Origin of the sequence: Microseira wollei NIES-4236, from assembly GCF_020521235.1 — a bacterium.
GTDB classification, from domain to species: domain Bacteria; phylum Cyanobacteriota; class Cyanobacteriia; order Cyanobacteriales; family Aerosakkonemataceae; genus Microseira; species Microseira wollei.
Genome location: NZ_BLAY01000368.1, coordinates 1 through 3,208 on the forward strand (window position 1 = coordinate 1; position 3,208 = coordinate 3,208).

4 protein-coding genes are annotated in these 3,208 nt (G+C 46.0%); 1 reads left to right on the forward strand and 3 read right to left on the reverse strand.

The window, feature by feature from the left end:
• Positions 1 to 112: 112 nt before the first annotated feature.
• Entirely contained in the window at positions 113 to 268 is a 156-nt protein-coding gene (locus MiSe_RS48280; protein WP_226594527.1) for a hypothetical protein, read from the reverse strand.
• A 401-nt stretch (positions 269 to 669) separates the two neighbouring features.
• Here MiSe_RS48280 and MiSe_RS48285 point away from each other — a divergent pair, with 401 nt between their 5' ends.
• Entirely contained in the window at positions 670 to 942 is a 273-nt protein-coding gene (locus MiSe_RS48285; RefSeq protein ID WP_226594530.1) for a peptide ABC transporter substrate-binding protein, read from the forward strand.
• Between the two features lie 571 nt (positions 943 to 1,513).
• On the opposite strand, the gene MiSe_RS48290 is transcribed toward MiSe_RS48285, so the two are convergent.
• Together MiSe_RS48290 and MiSe_RS48295 are read right to left on the reverse strand one after the other, a co-directional pair.
• A complete protein-coding gene (locus MiSe_RS48290; RefSeq protein WP_226594533.1) occupies positions 1,514 to 1,975 on the reverse strand; it encodes a hypothetical protein in 462 nt (153 codons plus the stop codon).
• A gap of 7 nt (positions 1,976 to 1,982) precedes the next feature.
• A partial coding sequence (locus MiSe_RS48295) for a tetratricopeptide repeat protein (RefSeq protein ID WP_226594535.1) occupies positions 1,983 to 3,208 on the reverse strand: 1,226 nt, incomplete at its 5' end.

The window sequence follows — 3,208 nt, forward strand, 5'->3', positions numbered from 1 at the left end:
GGCAACAATCTTGTATTGCACCCCATTGAAAACCACTGCAAAAAAGGTCAAAGATTTAGAGAAAAACAAGAAACAAGATAACTCAGGAAAATCTGCTCAACTGCTACAAGTTCTAGGCAAGTGCCGATATCAGCACCCAATCCCTGACTACAAACAAATTAATTTCATCATTCAAATCAATGACATGTAGGGACACGGCATCAGTAATTTTTGTCATCAGCGCCAAATTTTTCCGCTGCCGTGTCCCGGCAACAATCTTGTATTGCACCCCATTGAAAACCACTGCAAAAAAGGTCGAAATATATCAATCTTTGGCTTTCCCAACGTTAATGGGTGGGAAAATACGCCCTAGCCCTTGCCATATCGCCCCACCATCTAAAGTTTCGTAACAAAACCCACGGATATCTTGACAGTTGTCCCCAATCGGACTAATCTCACTCTTTAAGGTTGCTTCAGTTCAACGACAGCAACCCGTGTCCGCCTAAAAATCTAGTACGCTGCCCAGTGCCGCTTGGAACCGGCAAAGGACAGCTTGACCCCCACACTGTGAACAGCAGTCTGGAGGCTAACAGAGAATTTTAACATTCTCCGTAGCCACCCTGCTTTGCGCTGCTTGCGGGGTGGCTAGATTTTTTGGTTTCCAATCCAAAAAAAACAGGAGAAAATATCATGGCACAAGATTTTTTGTCTGATGCTATCGGATCTTCGCATCCAAATTCCTCGCCAGAAATGCCGGAACGCGAACCGATCCGGTTTCTGATTATCGGTACCCGCGAGGGAGTGATGGAAGAAATCAAGAATTTTTACGCCATCGGATTTGCCGAGGTTGATGAATGGAGTCCCTTGACGCCATTACCTAAAACCGATTTAGTGATGACCATCCTCATTCGCTATCGGAAGCAACCTGCCACCGATTTATCGACGAGGAAATCGGGACGGTAAGGTGTAGTTAGCTATTTGCCCGGTAATCGATCTTACTGTTGGCAAATCAAAAAACCTAACTGCGATTTTACCCCGCCAGGGAATTTATTCCCTGGCTAATAGCTCAAGTCCACTCAAGTGGACTGAAAGAAAGTCAGGACTTACGCAACGCCTCTAGATATAGGGGCAATCACGGGGGATTGCCCTACAAAACACTATATATGGACGATCTGCGTAATATCATGTCCGGTCGATTACCCGTAATCAAAAGCCGGGACACGGCACGATCAAAGTTATCTGTTTGTCCGAGATATCTTTGATGCCGTGTCCCTACGCAACGAAGGGGTGAGGTTTTTTTATTATGGGCAATTCAACGGACATGATATAAGTCCTGAAAGTTTTCGATCGTAAGTATTTAGTCCTCTTCAGAGGACTTTCGCTACTCGCTGTGGGAATTTATTCCCTGGCGGACGTTGAAACTGGTGCAAGATGTGAACGCAAAAATTCGGGTTCCCTTCTCTCAACCCAACCTACAACAAATAACTTGGCTTTAAATCTGAAATCGCAAATCTGCAATCTGCAATTCCCTTCCTCATTCCGCCTTTGATTCAGGACTTCCAGACGCATCAGAATTACTCGCAGATTCCGTATATTCGCAAAAGATATTCAAGCCAATTTTGAGCAGATACAACACAATTATCGTCGAAATTGCCGGGTCGAGGGGCAAGCCGGATAGGGTGGTGAGGGAAACAATTAAACCCGTGAGTAAAGGGGCGCTGCCTGGGTTTTTGGTATATTCTTTGAATTGGGCGCGAAAGCCTTCATCGCCGCAGAGTTCTTGGCGGAGGACTTGCAGCGTCGTTTTCCAGAGGGATTGGCGCTTGCTGGGATCTTCATAGGCTTGACCTGTTTTTTTTGCCCACAGTTCGTCAAAACTATCATCGAGTCTGCCTTGCTTTTCTTCCAGGATGGCGAATGCCTCAAAAGCGGGTTCGTAATCTTGCAATAGCTGTCGTTTTTCGTTGATTTCGGGGGTGGTTAATTGGGTTTCCATGTTGATTTCACTCCTCGGTTGTTTCGCTGGCTTGTTGAATGGCTGTACGCCATTGTTCTGGCAATGCTTCGCCTGTTACCTCGCGCCAAATTGTGGCAAATTCGCTGTCTCCCAACTGTTTGAGCATTCGCCCTAAATCTTTGAGATCGGAGCCAATCCACTCTTCATTATGCTCCAGGTCGATGGCTAAGGAGTTGATGTAAATTTTCGCGGCTTCAGTCCAATTTGATTGGGCTTCCAGGGTTTTGCCCCATGCAGCTAGGGTTAAAGATGCGTTGCGCCAATCATTTGCTGCACTTAAGGCTTCAAATGCTGTTTGGAAATAGGTAACCGCAGCCTCAAAATCTCCTTGCTCTTTGGCAATTTGTCCTAGTTGTTGATACTCGTCTGAAGCATTGTAAGCATCCCCCGCATCTTCATAAATTTGGAGAGCCTTTTGGTAAAAACCGATCGCCTCATCAAACCGCCGTTGCTCTTGGGCTACCACTCCTAGATTGTGATACTGCCTAGCAGCACTGTAGAAATCCCCGGTATCTTCTTTAATTTGGAGAGCCTTTTGGTAAAAAGCGATCGCCTCATCAAACCGCCGTTGCAATTGGGCTACGATTCCTAGATGGTGATAGTCGCTAGCAGCATTGTAGAAATCATTTGCATCTTCATAAATTTGGAGAGCCTTTTGGTAAAAAGCGATCGCCTGATCAAACCGCCGTTGCTCTTGGGCTACCATTCCTAGATGGTGATAGTCGCTAGCAGCACTGTAGAAATCCCCGGTATCTTCTTTAGTTTGGAGAGCCTTTTGGTAAAAAGCGATCGCCTCATCAAACCGCCGTTGCAATTGGGCTACGATTCCTAGATGGTGATACTCTCTAGCAGCACTGTAGAAATCCCCCGCATCTTCAAAAATTTGGAGAGATTTTTGGTAAAAAGCGATCGCCTCATCAAACCGCCGTTGCTCTTGGGCTACCATTCCTAGATGGTGATACTCTCTAGCAGCACTGTAGAAATCCCCGGTATCTTCTTTAATTTGGAGAGCCTTTTGGTAAAAAGCGATCGCCTCATCAAACCGCCGTTGCAATTGGGCTACGATTCCTAGATGGTGATACTCTCTAGCAGCACTGTAGAAATCATTTGCATCTTCATAAATTTGGAGAGCCTTTTGGTAAAAAGCGATCGCCTGATCAAACCGCCGTTGCTCTTGGGCTACCATTCCTAGATGGTGATAGTCGCTAGCAG